At 63.1% G+C, this 20875-nt stretch carries 20 protein-coding genes; 9 read left to right on the top strand and 11 right to left on the bottom strand.

The features are described from left to right. Positions 1 to 76: 76 nt before the first annotated feature. From CSQ92_RS01820 to flhD, 6 genes are all read right to left on the bottom strand, one after another. A complete protein-coding gene (locus CSQ92_RS01820; RefSeq protein WP_034758366.1) occupies positions 77 to 625 on the bottom strand; it encodes a hypothetical protein in 549 nt (182 codons plus the stop codon). 46 nt (positions 626 to 671) lie between these two features. Beyond that, positions 672 to 1649: a flagellar motor protein MotB gene (motB, locus tag CSQ92_RS01815; protein ID WP_034778017.1), complete on the bottom strand. Its 978-nt coding sequence runs from the start codon at positions 1647 to 1649 to the stop codon at positions 672 to 674. Positions 1650 to 1707: 58 nt separating this feature from the next. Continuing rightward, a complete protein-coding gene (gene motA, locus CSQ92_RS01810; protein ID WP_034778015.1) occupies positions 1708 to 2568 on the bottom strand; it encodes a flagellar motor stator protein MotA in 861 nt (286 codons plus the stop codon). Between the two features lie 219 nt (positions 2569 to 2787). After that, a complete protein-coding gene (locus CSQ92_RS01805) occupies positions 2788 to 3594 on the bottom strand; it encodes an SAM-dependent methyltransferase (RefSeq protein ID WP_230522730.1) in 807 nt (268 codons plus the stop codon). A gap of 62 nt (positions 3595 to 3656) precedes the next feature. Beyond that, positions 3657 to 4217 carry a flagellar transcriptional regulator FlhC gene (gene flhC / locus CSQ92_RS01800; RefSeq protein ID WP_034778011.1) on the bottom strand — a complete coding sequence of 187 codons (561 nt, stop codon included), beginning with the start codon at positions 4215 to 4217 and terminating at the stop codon, positions 3657 to 3659. Between the two features lie 146 nt (positions 4218 to 4363). After that, on the bottom strand, positions 4364 to 4681 hold the full coding sequence (gene flhD / locus CSQ92_RS01795) for a flagellar transcriptional regulator FlhD (protein WP_034758381.1): 318 nt from the start codon (positions 4679 to 4681) through the stop codon (positions 4364 to 4366). 605 nt (positions 4682 to 5286) lie between these two features. On the opposite strand from flhD, the gene kynU reads away from it, so the two are divergent. The 5 genes from kynU to CSQ92_RS01770 all read left to right on the top strand — a co-directional run bounded on the left by kynU (position 5287) and on the right by CSQ92_RS01770 (position 11170). Beyond that, positions 5287 to 6537 carry a kynureninase gene (gene kynU, locus CSQ92_RS01790; RefSeq protein ID WP_099393077.1) on the top strand — a complete coding sequence of 417 codons (1251 nt, stop codon included), beginning with the start codon at positions 5287 to 5289 and terminating at the stop codon, positions 6535 to 6537. Positions 6538 to 6545: 8 nt separating this feature from the next. Then, positions 6546 to 7433 (top strand): tryptophan 2,3-dioxygenase, encoded by an 888-nt coding sequence (gene kynA, locus CSQ92_RS01785; protein ID WP_099393076.1) that lies wholly within the window; start codon positions 6546 to 6548, stop codon positions 7431 to 7433. 9 nt (positions 7434 to 7442) lie between these two features. Next, entirely contained in the window at positions 7443 to 7988 is a 546-nt protein-coding gene (locus CSQ92_RS01780) for an RBBP9/YdeN family alpha/beta hydrolase (protein WP_099393075.1), read from the top strand. Between the two features lie 96 nt (positions 7989 to 8084). Continuing rightward, a complete protein-coding gene (locus CSQ92_RS01775) occupies positions 8085 to 10139 on the top strand; it encodes a toxin-antitoxin system YwqK family antitoxin (RefSeq protein WP_143450258.1) in 2055 nt (684 codons plus the stop codon). Positions 10140 to 10141: 2 nt separating this feature from the next. Then, the gene (locus CSQ92_RS01770) at positions 10142 to 11170 is read left to right on the top strand and encodes a hypothetical protein (RefSeq protein WP_099393073.1); all 1029 of its coding nucleotides are present in this window, start codon (positions 10142 to 10144) and stop codon (positions 11168 to 11170) included. Here the strand turns inward: CSQ92_RS01770 and CSQ92_RS01765 are convergent. Beyond that, positions 11167 to 12213 carry a hypothetical protein gene (locus CSQ92_RS01765; protein WP_092610111.1) on the bottom strand — a complete coding sequence of 349 codons (1047 nt, stop codon included), beginning with the start codon at positions 12211 to 12213 and terminating at the stop codon, positions 11167 to 11169. The two genes, CSQ92_RS01770 and CSQ92_RS01765, sit on opposite strands and share 4 nt — an antisense overlap. A 134-nt stretch (positions 12214 to 12347) precedes the next feature. Here CSQ92_RS01765 and CSQ92_RS01760 point away from each other — a divergent pair, with 134 nt between their 5' ends. Next, positions 12348 to 13079, top strand: a complete 732-nt coding sequence (locus CSQ92_RS01760) for an alpha/beta fold hydrolase (protein WP_092610107.1) — start codon at positions 12348 to 12350, stop codon at positions 13077 to 13079. Here the strand turns inward: CSQ92_RS01760 and CSQ92_RS01755 are convergent. From CSQ92_RS01755 to htpG, 3 genes are all read right to left on the bottom strand, one after another. After that, positions 13056 to 13421, bottom strand: coding sequence for a hypothetical protein (locus tag CSQ92_RS01755; protein WP_139179308.1), 366 nt, complete (start codon positions 13419 to 13421; stop codon positions 13056 to 13058). The genes CSQ92_RS01760 and CSQ92_RS01755 overlap by 24 nt on opposite strands. Next, positions 13418 to 13807, bottom strand: a complete 390-nt coding sequence (locus tag CSQ92_RS01750; protein WP_099393072.1) for a hypothetical protein — start codon at positions 13805 to 13807, stop codon at positions 13418 to 13420. Before CSQ92_RS01750 ends, CSQ92_RS01755 begins: the two co-directional genes overlap by 4 nt. A gap of 149 nt (positions 13808 to 13956) precedes the next feature. Further along, a complete protein-coding gene (gene htpG / locus CSQ92_RS01745) occupies positions 13957 to 15876 on the bottom strand; it encodes a molecular chaperone HtpG (RefSeq protein WP_070257762.1) in 1920 nt (639 codons plus the stop codon). A 326-nt stretch (positions 15877 to 16202) separates the two neighbouring features. Between htpG and CSQ92_RS01740 the strand changes: the two genes are divergently transcribed. After that, the gene (locus CSQ92_RS01740; protein ID WP_180276910.1) at positions 16203 to 16979 is read left to right on the top strand and encodes a PEP-CTERM sorting domain-containing protein; all 777 of its coding nucleotides are present in this window, start codon (positions 16203 to 16205) and stop codon (positions 16977 to 16979) included. A gap of 37 nt (positions 16980 to 17016) precedes the next feature. Here the strand turns inward: CSQ92_RS01740 and CSQ92_RS01735 are convergent, their stop codons facing one another. Next, on the bottom strand, positions 17017 to 18441 hold the full coding sequence (locus CSQ92_RS01735; protein ID WP_257219101.1) for an aminotransferase-like domain-containing protein: 1425 nt from the start codon (positions 18439 to 18441) through the stop codon (positions 17017 to 17019). Between the two features lie 137 nt (positions 18442 to 18578). Here CSQ92_RS01735 and CSQ92_RS01730 point away from each other — a divergent pair, with 137 nt between their 5' ends. Both CSQ92_RS01730 and CSQ92_RS01725 read left to right on the top strand, forming a co-directional pair. Beyond that, complete coding sequence (locus CSQ92_RS01730) at positions 18579 to 19490, top strand: DMT family transporter (RefSeq protein ID WP_099393069.1); 912 nt, start codon at positions 18579 to 18581, stop codon at positions 19488 to 19490. A gap of 176 nt (positions 19491 to 19666) precedes the next feature. Then, entirely contained in the window at positions 19667 to 20860 is a 1194-nt protein-coding gene (locus tag CSQ92_RS01725; RefSeq protein ID WP_099393068.1) for an aminotransferase-like domain-containing protein, read from the top strand. Positions 20861 to 20875 lie beyond the last annotated feature (15 nt).

Genomic DNA, 20875 nt, shown 5'->3' with positions numbered 1-20875 from the left:
CCCACTTATTCCGGGCATCCTGCCCGAGTATTTGATTAATCAATCCATGCAACCACAAGCGTTCCGCACTGGCATGCTAGAACAGCTCGATGTCGCCACTTTCCAAATGCTGTTGACTGACAGCCTTGCGCAGCACGCTGCGCAACTCCAGGCTTTGAATCGCCAGCGCCATGCTGACCCGCCCCAGCAAGGCGACAATTTCTTCATTGTCGCTCTCCGGCAACATCTCCGCGCCATGCTCGCCCAGGGTTCCGAGGAACTCCCGCAAGCCCGTCACGCGCTTCAAGGTGCGCTCGATCAGCTGGCTGGTCATGTCCTGGAACTGCAGGCTGGTGATGGCGGCATTCACATAGCCCCCCACCTCATCCTGCAATGCCAGCAATTTTTCCCGCTGCTGCTCGGCTGGAATACCGCCGTCGAGCAACAGGGCGATGGTGTCTTGCTGCGCAGCAACGGCTGCGTGTATCGCCATGAAATTGAAGGACAGCTTCTCGATCGCCTCTTCCAGCAAGATGCCGGTCTGCACCAGGTCGGTTTCCACCTCCGTCAAGTGCTTGCGGCCATGGTCCGACACGCCAGACAGCAGGCGCTTTACATGCGAGCCAAGTATTTTCTTTCTTGTCATAAAGGTCTCATTGTTTCAATACACCACGCGTCGACAGCCTTGCGTGTTATTTTTTCGCCGCTACCGGGCTGGGGGCTGGTGCCGCCGCGGGGGGCGCACCGGCCGCCAGCCCGGAAGCGACAGCGGCGGAAGCGGCATCGGTCACCGGCAGCTCGATCGCCGAGCCATCGCGCAGGACATTTTCTTCCGTGCGTTTGTTCATGACGATGATGCTGATGCGCCGGTTGATCGGATTGAAGGGGTCGAGCTTGTCCAGGTGGGCGGCCGAGCCCAGTCCCACCACGCGCAATACTTTCTCTTCCTTCATGCCGCCAATCACCAGTTCGCGCCGCGACGCATTCGCGCGGTCGGCCGACAATTCCCAGTTGCTGTAGCCGGCATCGCTCATGTAGGGCGTCGAATCCGTATGGCCGGACAGGCCGATGCGGTTCGGCACTTCATTGAGCACGAAGCCGATGGCGTGCAGGATTTCCTTGGTGTACGGTTGCAGATTCGCATTGGCGAGCGCAAACATCGGACGGTTCTGCTCGTCGACGATCTGGATGCGCAAGCCTTCGCTGGTGATATCGAGCAGCAGCTGGTTCTTGTATTTTTTCAGCAGGGGATTGGCGTCGATGGTCGCTTCGATGCGCGCCTTGAGCGCCTGCAGGCGCTTGCCCTCCTCGCGTTCGAGCGCGGCCTTGGCGGAATTGAGGTCGAACGATTTGCGCTGCTGCTCTTCCTGCGCCTTGCGCACTTGTCCATCCTGGCGCGACAGGTCCTGGCCGCCGCCCTGGATGACGGAATTGCTTTCGCCGCTGCCGGAACCGCCCGCCATCGCCACTTTCAAGGGCGTCTTGAAGAATTCGGAAATGCCGTTCAAGTCGCCCTTCGAGGTGGAGCCCAGCAGCCACATCAGCAGGAAGAAGGCCATCATGGCCGTGACAAAGTCGGCGTAGGCGATTTTCCACGCCCCGCCATGGTGTCCGCCAGCCGTCTTCTTGATACGCTTGACGATAATCGGGCGCATGCCTTCATCGGCCATGGCGTCCCCCTTCCGTGTGCTGCAAATGACTCATGGTGTCCAGGCGTATATTCACTGCTTACTTCGTTTTCGATTTCTTGATGTGGTCTTCCAGCTCATTGAACGTCGGGCGCTCGGTCGAGAACAGCACCTTGCGGCCGAACTCCACGGCCAGCGCCGGCGCATAGCCGTTCAGGCTGGCCAGCAGGGTCACTTTCACGCACTGGAACATCTTGCTCGACTCTTCCAGCTTCTGCTCCAGCAGGCTGGCCAGCGGGCCGACGAAGCCATAGGCCAGCAAGATGCCGAGGAAGGTGCCGACCAGCGCGTGCGCGATCAGCATGCCCAGCTCGGCCGGCGGGATGCCCACCGATTCCATCGTGTGCACCACGCCCATCACGGCGGCGACGATACCGAAAGCGGGCAAGCCGTCGCCCACCTTGGCGATCACGTGGGCCGGCACGGCGCCTTCGTGATGATGCGTCTCGATTTCGTTGTCCATCAGATTTTCGATCTGGAACGCATCCATATTGCCCGATACCATCAGGCGCAGGTAATCGGTCATGAATTCGATGATATGGTGGTCGGCCAGCACGGCCGGATACTTGGAAAACAGCGGGCTTTCTTCGGGCTTGTCGATATCGCCTTCGATCGACATCAAGCCTTCCTTGCGCACCTTGCTGAGCACTTCGAACAGCAGCGACATCAGTTCCATGTACAGCTCTTTGGTATAGCGCGAACCCTTGAACAGGCTGGGCAAGGCGGCGATCGTTGCCTTGATGGCCTTGTTATTGTTACCAACAAGGAAGGCGCCCAGGGCGGCGCCGCCGATCATCAGCAACTCCAGCGGCTGGAACAGCGCCGCCAGATGGCCGCCGGCCATTGCGAAGCCGCCAAAGACCGAGGCGCAGACGATGATGTATCCGATTATGACTAACAAGTGCCCTGACTCCCAATAATGGCCGGGGCTGTGTGCCCGGCATGTTCAAACCTGTTCCTGTCTTCTGGCGGCTGCGCCGCCGGCGGAGACAGCGGCAAAAAAAGCAACCGGAAGTTAATTGAAATGCGCTGCTTTTCAATGCAATTCCGAGAAAATGCCGTGTGGAACTACAATAACGTGAGATTGCCCCACGGGCAAGCAAATAACGCAGACAATTGCTTAAAAGCACCATATGTAAAGTAAAGGGCCACCCTCTGTGGCGGCGATGGTCTTATCGGGCTCGCGTGCCGCAATCTGGAATTCGTAACTAAGAAGCATGCTACCGGGCAACATTTCCCTTTCCGCCTTGCTCCACAGGGCCGCCATCGCCGCCGGCGACAGGTAGGCAAACACGGCGTCGTAGCGGCCGAAATCGAGCGCCTCGTAGTCGCCGCGCAGGAAGCGCGCGCGGCTGCCCGCCAGCCATGCGCGCAAGCGGCTTGCCAGCCACGGCAGCGGCGCCAGCTCGATGCCGGAAAACTGTCCGTCGGGGCGGCGCCGCGCCAGGTCGAGCACCAGGCCACCCAGGCCGCTGCCGATATCGATCAGCCGCACGCCGGGACGGTCCGCGATCAGCTCCGCCACCGCCTGCCATACCTTCGGCCCCGACGGGTAAAACGGCACTTGCGTGCGGAACGTGGACCAGTACAAACTCAGCAGGAAAACAAAGGCGACCAGAAACACGGCCGGGGGCAAATCGAGCCAGCTGGCCGCCAGCAAGGCGGGCGCAAACAGCAGGCCGATGGCGCACCACCAGCGCGCCAGTCCCGCGCGCCACGTGATGACAGCCGCCAGCACGCCCTGCACCAGCGCCACGGCCGGCAGCGACATGGCCACGCCCGCGCGCGCCAAACCATATACCAATAGCAACATCAAGGGAAAGGCCAGCACCTGGATCAGGATGGCCTTGAGCGCGGGCGCGCGCAGGATCTGTTGCAGCATGGAATAGCCAAAGGAGGAAAACGCCAGTGTAAGCGAAAGCAGCATGAAAAAGCCGGAGTGCGGTCAGGCGACCGGCTCCGGCTTGCTCTCTGTTATATATGTACGGCTCAGGCAACCACGCCCGGCACGGCAGCGGCCGCTTCATCGCGCGCTTTCTTGGTCTTGCCGGCACGCGAAGGCATGTGGCACAGGCCGCACACATAATCGGCGTTCAGGTCGAGGCAGTTGACGACAAACTTGCCGCCGCACTTGCCGCAGGGCGCCATGTCCAGCATCTTGCTGCTGAAAAAGCGCACCAGGGTCCAGGCCCGCGTCAGCGACAGCAGCGGCTCTTCACCCGCTTCGGGCGGCATTTGTTCCAGATACAGTTTATAGGCCTTCATCACGGCTTCGATGCCCGTGGCGCCGGCGTGGTCGACGAGGAATTTATGGATATTGATGAACAGCGAGGAATGGATATTCGGTTGCCAGGTAATGAACCAGTCTGTGGAAAATGGCAGCATGCCCTTGGGCGGCGAGACGCCCTTCAATTCCTTGTACAGATTCAGCAGGCGTTCGCGCGACAGCGAGACTTCCGTCTCCAGCAGTTGCAAACGGGCGCCCAGCTGTATCAATTCGATGGCCAGCTGGATTTCCTGCGCTTCCGATACGACACTTTTTTTGGCCATGCTGTGCACTCCACTACTGACTGATACTGACTGATACTGCCTAACAAGCTTGCCAGAAAAATATTCAGGGCAAGGCGCGTTGCCGACGACAGTACGAATGTACGGCGAGGCAATGCAACACCGCCATGGACGTTTTGATGGGAACCTTAGGCGATTTCTTCGACGCCCTGGCCGGCCATCAGGATGGCAGCATGCGACTGGGCCAGCGAGCGGTCTTTATTGTAGTTCGTCAACATGCCCAGGATGGCGCTGTCGTCGAAGCGGAAGCGGGCCAGCATCATGTTGCCGCCAGCCAGTTTCAGGATCTGCGCATTGCTCATGCCTTCGATCAGTTCGGCGATTTCGGCGGCAATGCCCAAACGGAAGATGGCCGTTACTTTGTCCGCACGAATCATTTGCTGGGCCAGCATCAGGTAGCTCAGGTTAGCGTCGCGAATCTCAGCCATCATGTCGTTAGCAGTCATTTCCATCTCCTCAATCCGTTGAATTCAGCTGGCGTTGTGTGTTGCCAGTGAGATACATTCTGCAGGAGCAACATTAAACGCAACAGAGGCGTAGCGCTGTATTTTTGGTCGGGGAATAGCGGATGGGATCGTAGGTGTTTGTCTGACAAACACTGCTCGATCATGGTCGCACGCCAGTAACGGCGCGGATGTGGGAGGTTGGCCCTGTGCCGGATTTGCCCGGCTTTTGGCCTGTAAAAAATATCACTTTTTTACAACAACTTGATAAGAATCAAGCCTCTCTACTGAGATAACGGCCGCCTTGGCAGGAACTTTAGGGCTTTTTTTAAAAATATTTAAAATATTTCCAGCGCTGCCCTGACCGATTACCGGCGTTCATGTATGTGTTGTCGGCGGCGAATCGCAGAACTTTAGGGTTTTTTGAAAATATTTTTAAAAATCGTGATTTCTTTCGTTGACGCCCCACAAGCGGGCATTTTTCGCCGTCTTTCCATGCCCGGAACCGCGCTTCGCGGCGAGGATTTGCTACACTGCCACTTCCGCGTGATACTTTAAGCCTCAAGCAATATCATGCCATCCAGACAAGTATCAATATGAAAGCCACCATGATTTCTCGACAAGACTGCAGCGCGCGCGATCTCGATGATCCCCTCGCGCCCCTGCGCCAGCAATTCGATTTGCCGCAGGGCGTGATTTACCTCGACGGCAATTCCCTGGGTGCGCGGCCGAAAGCGGCGCTGGCCCGCGCCCAGCACGTCATCGCGGCCGAATGGGGCACGGACCTGATCCGCAGCTGGAATACGGCCGGCTGGTTCGACCTGCCCAAGCGCCTGGGCGATCGCCTGGCTCCGCTGCTGGGCGCCGGCACGGGCGAAGTGGTGATCACCGACACCACCTCCGTCAACCTGTTCAAGGCCCTGGCCGCCGCCCTGCAGATGCAAGCCGGCGATCCTGCGCAGGCCGCGCGCAGAATCATCGTCAGCGAACGCAGCAATTTCCCCACCGACCTGTACATGGCGCAAGGCCTGGCCGCCTGGCTCGACCGCGGCTACCAGCTGCGCCTGGTCGACAGCCCCGACGAACTGGCGCAAGCCATCGATGCCGATTGCGCCGTCGCCATGCTCACGCACGTCAATTACCGTACGGGCTACCAGCACGACATGGCCGCCATCAGCAGCCATTGCCACGCGCAGGGCGCGCTGGCGCTGTGGGACCTGGCCCATTCGGCCGGCGCCGTGCCGCTGGACCTGAACGGCGCCGGCGCCGACCTGGCCGTCGGCTGCACCTATAAATACCTGAATGGCGGTCCCGGCTCGCCCGCCTTCATCTGGGTGCCGGAAAAACACCAGGCGCGCTTCCGCCAGCCTTTGTCCGGCTGGTGGGGCCACGCCACGCCGTTCGCCATGGAGCCGGGCTTCGCGCCCGCCGACGGCATCGCCCGCGCCCTGTGCGGCACGCAGCCGATACTCTCGCTGGCCCTCGTCGAATGCGGCCTCGATATCTTTGCGCAAACGAGCATGGAAGCCATCCGCCGCAAGTCGCTGGCCCTGACGGACCTGTTCATCGCGCTGGTGGAACAGCGCTGCGCCAGCCATCCGCTGGGCCTCGTCACCCCGCGCGAGCATGCGCGGCGCGGCAGCCAGGTCAGCTTCACGCACCCGCACGGCTATGCCGTGATGCAGGCGCTGATCGCGCGCGGCGTGATCGGCGACTACCGCGAACCGGCCATCATGCGCTTTGGCTTCACGCCCCTGTACACGAGCTTTGCCGACGTGTGGGATGCCGTGGAAATCCTGCGCGACATCCTCGACACACTAGCCTACGACATCGCCGCCAAGCGCGATGCGGTCACCTGAGCCATCCCATGAGCGACGACAAGAATATGAACAAGGAAAACACCAGCGGCTGCCCCATGCATGCCGGCGGCCAGGATGCGCAGTGGCATGGCGCACAGATGGATTTCAGCGAATCTATGAGCTACGGTAACTACCTGGCGCTGGACCGCATCCTCACGGCCCAGCATCCGCTGTCGCCGAACCACAACGAGATGCTGTTCATCGTGCAGCACCAGACGAGCGAATTGTGGATGAAGCTGATGCTGCACGAGATGCACGCCGTGCGCGCCAACCTGCAAAGCGGCGACCTGGCGCCCGCCTTCAAAATGCTGGCCCGCGTGGCGCGCATCATGGACCAACTGGTGCATGCCTGGGACGTACTGGCCACCATGACGCCGCCCGAATACACGGCCATCCGCCCCTACCTGGGCGCCTCGTCCGGCTTCCAGTCCTTCCAGTACCGCGAAATCGAATTCATCCTGGGGAACAAGAACGCCGCCCTGCTCAACGTGCATACGACGGCGCCGGAAAACCACAAAGTGCTCGACGCCGCCCTGCGCGCGCCATCCGTCTACGATGAGTCGATCAAGCTGCTGGCGCGCAGCGGCTTGCCCATCTCCGCCGAGCGGCTGAACGCCGACTGGACCCTGCCGACAACCTCCGACGCGTCGGTAAAGGCGGCGTGGCTGGAAGTCTACCGCGACCCGTCGAAACACTGGGCCCTGTATGAACTGGCCGAAAAGCTGGTCGACCTGGAAACGGCCTTCCGCTTCTGGCGCTTCCGCCATGTGACGACGGTCGAGCGCATCATCGGCTTCAAGACGGGCACGGGCGGCACGGCGGGCGTGAGCTATTTGCGCAAGATGCTCGACGTGGTATTGTTCCCGGAGTTGTTCGCCTTGCGTACCGAACTTTAAGGAGCATCGATGTCGCCTCTCGTCCTGACCCTGGCCGGCCTGTGGAATTCCGGGCCGCTGCACTGGCAAACCCATTGGGAAGCGCGCCACCCGCAATGGTCGCGCGTGCCGCATCGGGAATGGCAGACGCCGGACAAGGACGAATGGGTGGCGGAACTCGATCGCGCCATCGCCGCCTGCGAGCGCCCGCCCGTGCTGGCCGCGCACAGCCTGGCTTGCACGCTGGTGGCCCACTGGGCGGCCAGCGGCTCGCCGCACAGGATCGCCGGCGCCTTCCTCGTCGCTCCCAGCGATGTGGAAGCGCCCTCCTACCCGTCCGGCACGACGGGCTTTGCGCCGATGCCGCTGCAAGCCTTGCCGTTTCCCAGCCTGGTGGTGGCCAGCGGCGATGATCCCTACGTCAGCTTCGCGCGGGCACGCGCGTTTGCCTCCGCCTGGGGCAGCGATTTCACCATGATCGGCGACGCCGGCCATATCAACGGCGACGCCGGCTACGGCCCCTGGCCGGACGGCGAACAGCTGCTGCTGGATTTTTGCGCCGCGCACCAGCCTTGAACCGGGGCGCGCACGATAGGGGCGTATTTGCCCACAAGTAAGAACGCAGGCAGAATCGTGGCCTTTCCATTGCGGCGCCCCGGCGCCAGCCCCACGATGAAACGTCTGCTTCTGCCCTTGCTCCTCTGCTCCGCCCTCGCCCACGGCGCGCCCTTTTATGAAGGCAAGAACCTCGCCCATCCCGCCATCAGCGCATCCCAGGACAGCGGCTTCGATATCGCATTCCTCAAGGAAAAGGATGGTGTCAACGGCTATTACTGCGAGTGCAAGAGCGGCAGCGCGAAACCCATTTTGCTCGACCAGTTCGGCAACGCCGTCATCCGCTCCGTCTTCTACGCTTCGCTGGACCAGGAGACGGACGACAGCGTGCAAACCATGCTGGTGCTGCTGCGCCAGGGCGACAAGAACGGCTTGCGCGCCTACCGCTACCATCGCAGCTCCGGCAAATACCGGCGCCTCGATGGCTTGCAGCCAGCCTTGAACCGCATCGTGGCGCAAAGCAGTGCTCCCAACGCGGGCCAGGTCAAAGCCGCGCTGGCCAAGCTGGCGCCGATGGACTACAGCGTCCCGCGCGGCAAGAGCGGCAATGCGGACTTCGACGCCATCGACCATACGCAAGGCACCATCGTCGGCTACTACAGCGATGACGGCAAGCCGGTGGCCGGTGCCGGCAAGGACGCCATCACCTACAAGAAAACCTTCCAGAAGAAAGGCGAGCGTTTTCTCACCGCCAGCTACACCCTGTACAGCGATGCGGGCGCGGGCATCCTGCCCAACTACCGCCTGTGGCAAGTGACGTGGGAAACGGCGCCGAAGCAATTCACGGGCAGCGCAGATGGCCCGTCCGTCATCTACAGCCTGGCCTGGGACGACGGCTCGGTGGTCGAGCGGGGCGAATACGTGAAAGGCAAGCGCCAGGGACTGTGGGTACGCGAAGGCATGCACGAAGGCAGCGAAAAGGGCCATTACGTCAACGGCCTGCAGGAAGGCATGTGGTACTTCAATTATCCCAGGCAGAGCGAGAGTGGCATGTACCGGGCCGGCAAGCGCGAAGGCCGCTGGACCGTCGTCAACTATGCCGATGCAGAGGAAGTGACGGGCTTCGACACCTACGCGGGCGGCCAGCTGAACGGCCCGCACGAACGCAGCATGGGCGGCAAGCTGCAAACGCGCGGCAACTACGTGAACGGCACGCGCCATGGCGCGTGGATCACGGAAGACGGCGACGGCAGCTTTATCGACGGCTTGCGCGACGGGCCGTGGAAGCTCAAGCTCAAGGACAAGGTCACGCAAAGCGTCACTTTCGTGCAAGGCAAAAAACAGGGCGAGGCCCTCGACAAGGATGCGCAAGGCGCGCTGCGCGTGCGCGACCATTACCAGGCGGGCGTGCTCGATGGCAGCCGCACGCGCTATCTGGGCCCGGCCGGCAAGGAATACGTGGTCTACACGGCTACCTACCGCAACGGCCAGCTCGATGGGCGCGAACAGGCGTTCGACGACAGCGGCAAGATCCTGCGCCTCGATACCCTATGGGACAACGGCAAGAAGCAGGGTCTGGATGCGCGCTACTACCCGAACGGCAAGCCGGAACGCCTGGCTGTCATCGACCAGGGCCGCCTGCTCACGCACCTGCGCGAGTACTATGAGGACGGCCAGCTGCTCAACGACATCCACCGCTGCACCTTCAAGGAGTACGGCAGCACGCGCGACGACGTATGCGAGTACCACCACATGTACTACCCGGACGGCAAGCCGCAGTATTACTATGCATTCCAGTACGGCCAGCGCCAGGAAGGCTATTCGAACTACCCGAACGGCAAGCGCAAGGACGAACTGCTGGTCGACCGCGCCGCCGACACCTCCGTCGTCAACGCCTATTACGAAAGCGGCCAGCTCAAATGCACGGAGCCGCGCAGCGGCCACAGCACGCGCACGGTGAATGGCCAGACCATGATCAGCTACGCTTCGGCCGACCGCGACGGCGACAATATCTGCTACCACCCGAACGGCAAGGTGGCCAGCATCTACACCTTCCGCAAGCGCGTGCTCGTGGAGTGCGGCAAGCGCTACGACGACACGGGCAAGCAGACGTTCCCCGGGCCGGAAGGCTGCCCGCCCCCCAGGAAGGTGGACTACCCGATAGGACTATGACAATGACGCAAACAAGACAGCCGCAGCGCATCCAGAACCCCGAGCGCATCGACGCCGCGGCGATCCGCGCCGCCATCGCCAGCGGCCAGCAGGTGCTGGTGCAGTTCGATACCCTGGCCGAGCCGGGGCCGCTGCTGGCCGACCTCGACGCCCTGGCCGCCACCTGCGGCACGGCGCTGACCATCCGCATCTACGGCTATGACCCGAGGGTGTTCGATGCCCGCATCCTGCGCGCGCTGCCGCATGTGGCCAGCCTGTCCATCGATTGCCACTGGCAAGCCATCCATCTGGAAGTGCTGGGCGAGCTGCGGCATCTGAAGCGCCTGAGCCTGGGCGTCTACCAGCTGGCGGAGGGCGACATCCTGCAGCTGGACAATTTGCGCGGCCTCGAATACCTGAACCTGGGCGAATCGGCCAGGAACAATATCGACCTGGCACCCCTGCGCCACTACGCGCAGCTGGCCAGCCTGGTCATCGAGGGCCACCATCAGCACATCGACACCCTGGCCAGCCTGCCGGCGCTGCATGAACTGTCGCTGTACCGCATCAAGAACAAGGTGCCGCTGGATTTCATCTCGGCGATGGGCCGCCTGGACAGGCTGCTGCTGCAATTGGGCGGTCGCGAATCGCTCGCCCACATCGAGGCGCCGCTGTTGAAGAAACTGGAAGTGATACGCGTGCGCGGCCTGGAAACGCTGGGCGACATCGGCCGCTTCCCGCTGCTGCAGGCGCTATGGGTGGAGGACCAGATCAAGCTGCGGCAGATCGCGCTGGGGGCCAATCCCGTGCTCGAACGCCTGGACCTGCACACCTGCAAGACGCTCGACAGCCTGCCCGGCCTCGCCGCCCTGCCCGCACTGCGCCAGCTGTCGGCATCCGAGACCATGCTCGACGTCGACGCACTGCTGCAGGATATGCCCGCGTCGCTGACGCACGTGCGCCTGCGCACGGGCAAAAAAACACGCGACGACGACATCGCCGCGCAGCTGGCGCAACTGGGCTACGACAGCGCGCGCGCAGTATTGACCTAGCGGACCTGGCGGCTGGCTACCAGCTTGCGCTGCCACAGCGCCACGTCGATCATCACGCCATCGGCGCCCGTGTTGCGGATGTAGACGCGGTAGCTGCCCTGCCCCATGTCGCCATCGAGGTAGGCCGTGCGCTCATTGCGCTGCAGCCTGGCGCCCTTGGCCAGCTGGCGGTAGCGCTCGACCACCGTGTCGAAGCTGGCATAGCTGCGCAGCGCCACTTCCAGGTCGCGCGGCGGGCGGCCTTCGGCATGGTCCAGCACATTGTTCTGTTTTTTGCCCTTCAGCGTGAGCGGATAGGCAAACACGCCGGCGCCGGCCGACGTCAGCACCGTGGATTTATCGAGCAGCAGCGGCAGCAGCGCCGGCGGATACGCGGGCGGCAGCTGGGCGCGGTTCCAGCCCGGCAGGGCCGGCTGCGCCAGCACATATTCGACGCTGGCGATCTTCTGCCCGTCGGCGCCCGCTTCCTTGTCGCCCGCGATCAGCGCCAGCATGGGCGGCAATTGCCGGGCCCATGCCAGCAAGGGCGCCGCATCCCCGACCAGCATGCCCTTGCGGTGGAACACCGTCAGCACCGCATTCGGATCGGGATTGCAGACTTTCGCCAGCGGCTGCCCCTCCAGGCGGCAATGCCCGTTGACGAGGCCAAAGGCGATGATGGCGCCGCGCTTGTCGAGCAGCATGGCGCCGCGTTCGCGGCCCTGCTTGCGGTCATTCATCGAGGCCAGCAACTGGCGGCCATCGGCCAGCACGCTGCGCGTGGCGTCGCGCTTTTCGCTGATCGCTTCAAGCGCCTGCGCCAGCAGCAGTTCATCGTCTTCCGTGTAGCTGCCGCGCGCGTAACCGAAGAAATCGAACAGGGCCGCGCGCACTTGCGGGTCTTCACTCAGGCGCGGCAAGGGGCCGCCTGTCAACAGGGAAGACAGGCTTTTCCCGGCCGGCGCCGAGGGTGCCGCCGTGGCGCGGGCCGGCTGGGAAAGGACGCATGCCGCTGCCAGCAAGGCGCCGCCCAGGGTGCGGTAATTCGATAAAATGATATACATGATTCTGTCTGTCGGTGATTTGACCGCGATTCCGGCCACGCATGGCGCGCCGGCGATTCTAGCATGGCGCCAGTCCCCATGCGGTGCGGCTGGCGGACGGCGCGTGTGCCGGCGTGGCTGTTATGATGGCCGCAATGACGATACCAACCCACGCCTCGCCCCTGCTTGTCCTTCTGCCCGGCATGGATGGCACGGCACGGCTATTCCACCGTTTTGACGCCGCCTTGCGCGCGCAGGCCGCCATCGACACCCAAGCCATCGCCTATCCGGCCGCGCCACTCGATTACGCGGCGCTGGAAGCATTCGTGCGCGAGCGCTTGCCGCGGGACCGCCCCTTCGTCGTGCTGGCCGAATCGTTTTCGGGCCCGCTGGGCGCCGCCCTGCGCGCCGAGCCGCCGCCGGGCATGCGCGCCCTGGTCCTGTGCTGTTCGTTTGTGCGCAATCCGCGCCCGATGCTGGCGCCGCTGCGCCACCTGCTCGGCCTTGTGCCCTTTGGCGCCATGCCCGGCTTCGCTCTGCGCCAGGCGCTGCTGGCGCCCTGCTCCACGCCGCAGTTGCAGGATGAACTGGCAGCGGCGCTGGCCCAAGTGCCGCCCAGCGTGCTGCGCCAGCGCCTGCGCGCCGTGCTGGAAACCGATGCCTCGCGCAGCTTCGCGCGCGGCAGCCTGCCCGTGCTGTATCTGCGCGCCCGCCACGACCGCCTGGTGCCGCCCGCGAACGCCGTGCAGATACTGCGGCAGGCAGCAGGCGCGCAACTGGCCGACATCGCCGCGCCGCACATGCTGCTGCAGGCGGCGCCGGAAGCGGCGGCCGTCGCCGTCACCGCCTTTCTCGCGGGCCTGTCAGCCGCGCAGGTATCCGCTTAAACGCGCACTGGCCAGCACGGCCAGCCAGCTCACGCCGCCCGACAACACGCTGAAATAGATGGCCCGCAGCGGATGGTGGGGCAGCAGGTACGCGAGCACGGCCGCACCCAGCAGACCGCACAGCGCAGGCTTCCACCAGCCGGGCGGCAGCAGCGCCAGCAACAGATTCGTGCCCGCATACACGTAAAACACCAGCAGCAGGGACAGGCCGCCGGCCACGCCGCGCGAGCCCAGGCTGCCAAACAGCTGCGTGTACAGGTAAAAACCCAGCCAGCTCAATGCGATAAACAGCAGGCAGCCCAGCGTATGCGCGCCCAGGCCGGTCATCAGGCGAATTTTCACGGTTGCTTGAGTACAGGAATGAAGCGGTGGCCGCAGGCATGGCACATGAAGGTACGCGCATACTTGTCCTGCAAGGCGGCGGCCTCCTTGTCCCAATTGGCGACGAAGGTCGTTTGCGACAAGGCGACGGAGGCGACGCCCCCTGCCACGAAGATCCAGAACAGGCCATTCGCGCCGGCCTGGTAAAAGACGACGGCGGCAATGATAAAAATGATCACACCCAATACGATCAGCCCTGCCTTCTGGTGGGTCTGCATCGTCGGCCCTGCGGCCTGGCGTGACAGCAAGGTCTGGCTGCGCGTACGCGCATGGCCGTGGATGAAATCACCATCGATCCTGCCCGACATATGGGTAGAGGTGCCGGAGATGCCGGAGGCATGCACCATGGAGAGGCGTTGAACGTTGGAACTGTCACATGCCGGGCAATGCGCCATTGCTTTTTCCATAAAATAAAATAATCGCGCACTGTAGCATAAAAAAAAGCCGGCCCTTTCACGCAGAAAGGGCCGGCTTGCTTACGTCGACAGCCAGGCGTTTACTTCGCCGAATTGAGCAGCAATTCGTTGAGGCGTTTCACGAAGCTGGCCGGGTCGGCCAGCGAACCACCTTCGGCCAGCATGGCCTGGTCGAACAGGATGTTGGCCCAGTCGCCGAACTTGCCGCCTTCGGCATCTTCGTATTTCAGGCGCGTCACCAGCGGGTGGTTCGGGTTGATTTCCAAAATCGGCTTCGACTCCGGCGCGCTCTGGCCCGCAGCTTTGAGCATGCGCAGCAGGTTGCCCGACAATTCGTTTTCATCGGCCACCAGGCAGGCTGGCGAATCGGTCAGGCGGAACGTCACGCGCACGTCCTTGGCCTTGTCGGCCAGCACGGTCTTCATCTTGCCCACCAGGTCGGCGTACGAGGTTTCCGTTTCTTCGTGCTCTTTCTTTTCCGCTTCGTCTTCCAGCGCGCCCAGGTCCAGGCCGCCTTTTGCGACGGAGACCAGTTCCTTGCCTTCGAAGTCCTGGATAAACGACAGCATCCATTCATCGACGCGGTCCGTCAGCAGCAGCACTTCGACGCCCTTCTTGCGGAAGATTTCCAGGTGCGGGCTGTTCTTGGCGGCAGCGTAGTTGTCGGCCGTGACGTAGTAAATCTTGTCCTGGCCTTCCTTCATGCGCGCCACGTAGTCGGCGAACGAGGTGATTTGCTCGTCGCTGTCGTTGGCCGTCGACGCAAAGCGCAGCAGCTTGGCCAGGCGTTCCTTGTTGGCCGCGTCTTCGCCGATGCCTTCTTTCAGCACCTGGCCGAATTCCTTCCAGAAGACGGCGTACTTGTCCTTCTTGTCCTGCTCGTCGGCGTTCGCCAGTTCTTCCAGCATGCCCAGCACGCGCTTGGTCGAGCCTTCGCGGATCACCTTGACGTCGCGCGACTCCTGCAGGATTTCACGCGACACGTTCAGGGGCAGGTCGGCCGAGTCGATCACCCCGCGCACGAAGCGCAGGTAGGTCGGCATCAGCTGCTCGGCATCGTCCATGATGAAGACGCGCTTGACGTACAGCTTGATGCCGCCGCGCTTGTTGCGGTCCCACATGTCGAACGGCGCCTTGGCCGGAATGTACAGCAGCTGCGTGTATTCGCTGCGGCCTTCCACGCGGTTGTGCGTGTGCGTCAGCGGCGACTGGAAGTCGTGCGACACGTGCTTGTAGAATTCGTCGTACTGTTCCGGCGTGATGTCGGCCTTGTTGCGGGCCCACAGGGCGCTGGCCTGGTTGACGGTTTCGAATTCGTCCTTCAGGACGGTTTCTTTTTTCTCGTCGTCCCACTCTTCCTTCTGCATCACGATCGGCAGCGAGATATGGTCCGAGTATTTGCGGATGATGGACTTGATCTTCCAGCTCGACAGCAATTCGTCCTCGCCTTCGCGCAGGTGCAGGATGATGTCCGTGCCGCGCGACGGCTTGTCGATCGATTCGATGCTGTAATCGCCTTCGCCGGCCGATTCCCAGCGCACGCCTTCGGAAGCGTCCACGCCGGCGCGGCGCGTTTCGACGGTGATCTTGTCGGCGACGATGAAGCCCGAATAGAAGCCTACGCCGAACTGGCCGATCAGGGCCGCGTCCTGCTGCTGGTCGCCCGACAGCTTGCCGAAGAATTCCTTGGTGCCCGACTTGGCGATGGTGCCCAGGTGCGAGATCGCCTCGTCACGGGTCATGCCGATGCCGTTGTCGGAAATGGTGATGGTGCGCGCATCCTTGTCGAAGCTGACCTTGATCTTCAATTCGTGATCGTTGCCGTACAGGGCGTCGTTATCGATCGCTTCAAAGCGCAATTTGTCGGCCGCGTCGGACGCGTTCGAGATCAATTCGCGCAGGAAGATTTCCTTGTTCGAGTACAGGGAATGGATCATCAGGTGCAGCATTTGCTTCACTTCGGTCTGAAAACCCAGGGTTTGCTTTTCGGAGACAGCCATTTTTACCTCATAGTCTTGTGGATGGGACGGATTCTACGGAGTTGGGGATGGTACAAGCGATTTCAAGGCGTCCTTGCGTAAATGTGGGAGTGTGAAAGTCGAGCTGAGGTGTGTAGCGCCCAGATGGCGCGATGTGCAGGCGCGCCCATGCCCCTAACCCATAGCAAAAACGACAACAAAACAGGCAGATCAATTGAGCGTCATAAGGATGAGACCGGCATTAATATTAATTTTCTACTAATTAAAAAGGAGATACGGTCGTGAAACGCATATCAAAGATATCTGCTTGTATTCGCATGCCGCTGTACAAGGCGCGCTCCCGCTGCATGTCTGCTACGGCTGCTGCCGCTGGCGCAACATCCATCACCGCGCGTCAGCCCAGGGGCATGATGCTGGCCGTGCGCACCGGCATCCTGGCTGGCGTGCTGGCGCTGCCCGCCATGGCCCAGGCGACCGTGATCGAGTTCAGCGTGAGCGGCATCGTCGCCCAGGGCATGGACGACTTACACCTGTTTACCGCTTACGGCGAATCATCACTGGTGGGCAAGGCGTATACGATGAAGTTCCTGCTCGATACCTCGACGCTGACAGAGAGCCAGTCCGGCAACATCCATGGCGCCAGTAATTCAAGCACTGGCGCCCCCGTCTACTTTTCCGGCGAGATCACGATGGGCAACCGCCGCCACAACTGGACCCTGAATACCAACGGCTACGCCAGCATGTATCTGCTGCCCCCAAGCAATATCCTGATGACTGGCTCCGGTGGCTACGACTCCGGGCAGTACAAGGTGATGTCCATGATTGACCTCTATGCCGGCGGCGGATCGACACCGTACTTTGACAGCGCGGAGTTTGAGCAGCGTATCGAATTCAAGGATTTCCACGATCCCTGGGGCTACAGCTCCCAATTCGAGCTGACCTATACGGCCCCGCGCTATCCGGACGACAATGGCGCCTACGTCGCCACCACCAAATTCGTCGGTACCGGCACCTATGCCCTGTGGCGGGTACGCGAAGTGCCGGAACCCGCGCAAGCGGGCATGCTGCTGGCCGGCGTGGCGCTGCTGGCGGTCATGGGCCACCGGAAGCGCCGCCGCGCCTGAGCCGCTCGCGCGCGCAGGATGAGGCAGCGTGGCCCGCCTACCCCAGCGCGCGCTCGAAAAACGTCCAGACCCGCTGGTCCTGCACCGTGGCCAGGTTCAGGCGCATGCGGGTCGACGGCAGCTGGCGTGGTGAAAACAGGCTGCCCGGCGCCAGCACCAGACCCTCGGCCAGCGCCTTCTCGGCCAGGACATTCGTGTCGCAGCCCGCATCGGCCCACACGAACATGCCGGCCGGTGCGGGATCGAAGCGCAGGCCGGCCCGCTCGGCGCGGCGATACGTGCCCTCGCGCACCTTGTCGAGCCGCGCGCGCAGGCGCTCCGCATGCTTGCGGTACAGCCCCTGCGAGAGGATCTTATACACGACGCGTTCGCCGATGTCGCTGGTGGTCAAGGTAGCCAGCATCTTGCGGTCGGCCAGGCGCTGCGCCCGCTCCGGCGACGTGGCGATAAAGCCCACGCGCAGGTTCGCCGCCAGGCTCTTGGAAAAGCCGCCCAGGTAAATCACGCGGCGCAGCTGGTCCAGCGCGGCCAGGCGCGTGGCCGGCTGCACCAGACCGGCTGCGCCCGGGTGCATGTCGCAATAGATGTCATCCTCGACGATGAAGAAATCGTGCTGTTCGGCCAGGCGCAGCACCTGGAACGCCTTGGCCGCCGACAGCGAGGTCGAACTGGGGTTGTGCAGCACCGAGTTGATCACGTACAGCTTGGGGCGGTGCAGCGCCGCCAGCTCGGCCAGCACGGCGATATCGGGGCCGTCACCCAGGCGCGGGATGCCGATGACGTTCATGCCCATGGCGGCAAAGGCGCCGAACATCAGCCAGTACGCGGGATCGTCGACGAAAATGGTGTCGCCGGGGCGGGCGAACTCGCGCGCCACCAGGTCCAGCGCCTGCATCACGCCCACCGTGGTGACGATCTGCTCGGGCGGACAGGCGATTTCCAGTCCCGCCAGCTTCAGTTGCAACTGCTGGCGCAGGGGCAGGAAACCCTGCGGCGTGCCGTAGCCCAGCAGCAAACTGCCAGGCTGGCGGCTGACGTCGCGCAAGGCGCGCGCCACCAGGTCGCCATCGAGCCACTCGGCAGGCAGCATGCCGGTGCCGGGCGCGGGGATGGCCGGCGTCTGGCGGAACATGTTACGGATCAGCCACACCACGTCCATCGGCTGCGCCACCGCGTCCTGCGCGCCAGCGGGCGGCGCCGGCGTATTCAGTGGCGAGCGCTCGCGCACGAAAAAGCCGGCGCCGCGCCGCGATTCCAGGTAGCCGCGCGCCACCAGCTTGTCGTAGCTGGCCACCACCGTGGCGCACGACACGTCCAGGCTGGCGGCGCACTGGCGGATCGAGGGCATGCGCGCGCCGCCGCGCAGCAGCTTGTCGTCGATGCGCGCCGCCAGCGAGCGTGTGATCTGGTCGATCAGGGTTTCGCCCGAGGCGCGCGACAACAAGGGAAGTGTATTGCTCATATGACCATGACAGTATGTGGAATTATGCGTGAAAGTGTATTTGTACTGTATTGCTATTGAGCCCTAGGATAGCAGTACCGGGCGCATTCATCCACATCTGCCCGTCTTTATTCCACGCCACCCGCACCAGGACAGCCATGCCATCGCACGCCACCACCTCCCCCAGCTCCCTCCCGCGCCTCGGCGCCGACCGCACAGGCCTGTTGCTGGGCTTGATCGCAGTCGCCCTCTTCAGCCTGACCCTGCCCTTTACGCGGCTGGCCGTGGCCGAACTCGACCCCACTTTTGTCGCCCTGGGCCGCGCCCTGGTGGCCGCCGTCCTGGCCGGCCTGTGGCTATGGCAGCAGCGCGCGCCTATGCCGCGCCGCGAACAGTGGCTGCCGCTGGCGTTCGTGTCGCTGGGCTGCGTGCTGGGTTTTCCCTGGCTGACCTCAATCGCCATGCGCAGCCTGCCCGCCTCGCACGGCGCCGTGTTGGTGGGCATCCTGCCGCTGGCCACCGCCGTGTTTGCCGTGCTGCGCGGCAAGGAGCGCCCATCGCCGGGTTTCTGGCTGATGGCCCTGCTCGGCACGGCGCTGGTGGTGGCCTTCGCGCTGCGCCAGGGCGGCGGCAGCTTCCACCTGGCGGACTGGCTGATCTTTGCCGCCGTCCTGCTGGCTGCACTCGGCTATGCCGAAGGGGGGCGCCTGGCGCAAGCGATGCCGGGCCAGCATGTGATTTCCTGGGCCCTGCTGCTGGCCGTGCCTTTTGTCTTGCCCGTGGTACTGTGGAACGCCTGGCCGCAGCGCGCGCTGATGGCGCAGGCCAGCGGCGCGGCCTGGCTGGGCTTTGCCTACATTTCCGTGTTTTCCATGTTTATCGGCTTCTTTTTCTGGTACCGGGGCATGGCGCTGGGCGGCGTGGCGCGCGTGGGACAAACGCAGCTGCTGCAGCCTTTCCTCACCCTGGTGGGTGCGGCCGTGCTGCTGAACGAGCCATTGACGGGTGAAAGCCTGCTGTTTGCCGGCGCCGTGATCGCCGTGGTAGGCATAGGACGCAAGCTGAAGTAAAGTGCCTTGACGCCCATTTGCAACGCCGTTGCGCGTGCGGATGGGCAGAGCAGCGTGCAAGCCGTACAATACCGCAGCACCATGGCGACGCCTATCCGGCGCCGCTTGCGCACGCACCGCCACAAGCGGGCCAACAAATCCAGCCGGCGCAGCTCGGCATCTTCTGTGAGACTCGTATGAAAATTGAAAATCCGAATCCGATCCAATGGCGCTTTGCCGAACGCGCGGAACAGCTGCAAAGCTCGTTCATCCGCGAAATCCTGAAGATCACGCAGCGTCCCGAGATCATCTCGTTTGCCGGCGGCCTGCCCTCGCCCGCCACCTTCCCAGTGGAAGAAATGAAGACCGCCTTCGACAAGGTCCTGTCGAACAATGGCAAAGTGGCCCTGCAATACGGCCCGACCGACGGCTACCTGCCGCTGCGCCAGTGGATCGCCGACTCGCTCTCCAGCAACGGCAGCACCATCATGCCGGAACAGGTGCTGATGACGTCCGGCTCGCAGCAGGCGCTGGACTTGCTGGGCAAGGTCCTGATCGACGAAGGCAGCAAGGTTCTGGTGGAAACCCCCAGCTACCTGGGCGCCCTGCAGGCGTTTTCCGTCTACCGTCCCGAATTCGTTTCCGTCGACACCGATGACGAAGGCCTGGTGCCGTCGTCGGTCAACCCCGTCGCCGATGGCGCGCGCCTGCTGTACGCACTGCCGAACTTCCAGAACCCGACGGGACGCAGCCTGTCCGTGGCGCGCCGCGTGGAGCTGGTGGAAACCTGCGCCCGCCACGGCCTGCCGCTGATCGAGGATGATCCGTACGGCGCCCTGAGCTACAGCGGCGAGCCGTATCCGAAGATGATCAACATGAATCCGGACGGCGTGATCTACATGGGTTCGTTCTCGAAAGTGCTCACGCCGGGCATCCGCCTCGGCTACGTGGTGGCGCCGATGCCGCTGGTGCGCCGCCTGGAACTGGCCAAGCAGGCGGCCGACCTGCACACGTCGCAGCTGACGCAGATGGTCGTGCATGAAGTGATCAAGGATGGCTTCCTGGACCGCCATATCCCCAGCATCCGCAGCCTGTACGGCAACCAGTGCCAGGCCATGCTGTCGGCGCTGGAAGAGCATTTCCCGGCCGGCGTTACGTGGACCAGACCGGAAGGCGGCATGTTCATCTGGGTCACCCTGCCGAAGCACATCGACGCGATGACACTGCTCGATGAAGCCATCGCCAACAAGGTCGCCTTCGTGCCGGGCGCGCCGTTCTACGCGAACACGCCGGAAACGCACACCTTGCGCCTGTCATTCGTGACGGTGCCGCCGGAACGCATCCGCGAAGGCATCACCATCCTGGGCAAACTGATCGCCGCAAAAATGTAACGATTAAAAATAAGG

The organism is Janthinobacterium sp. BJB446 (genome assembly GCF_002735655.1).
Lineage (GTDB): Bacteria > Pseudomonadota > Gammaproteobacteria > Burkholderiales > Burkholderiaceae_D > Janthinobacterium > Janthinobacterium lividum.
Note: the sequence above shows the minus strand (reverse complement) of the source record. Positions and strands in the feature narration are given on the sequence as shown.